This is a genomic window from Duganella violaceipulchra (assembly GCF_019166075.1).
Classification (GTDB): domain Bacteria; phylum Pseudomonadota; class Gammaproteobacteria; order Burkholderiales; family Burkholderiaceae_D; genus Rugamonas; species Rugamonas violaceipulchra.
In genome coordinates, this window is record NZ_JAHTGR010000242.1 from 1 (window position 1) to 255 (window position 255).

Genomic DNA, 255 nt, shown 5'->3' on the forward strand with positions numbered 1-255 from the left:
ACAGACGGCGCTGCGCGGCCGACACCGCATACGATTCCTGCGGCGCCAGCGCGGCGATCGTCGGCAGCACCGCCGTGCTGGCGGCGCGCAGCGCGTCCACCCGCTCGGCCAGGCCGGCCACCGTCGGCGTCTCGAACAGCACCCGCAACGCCAACACCACATCGAACGCCTTGCGGATGCGCGCCAACACCATCAGCGCCCGCAGCGAGTGGCCGCCCAGCGCGAAGAAGTCGTCGTGGATGCCGACCCGTTCCC

At 72.5% G+C, this 255-nt stretch carries 1 protein-coding gene; it reads right to left on the reverse strand.

The features are described from left to right. Positions 1-255, reverse strand: a 255-nt coding sequence (locus KVP70_RS33890) for a phosphopantetheine-binding protein (RefSeq protein WP_217946805.1), incomplete at both ends; no start/stop codon positions are given.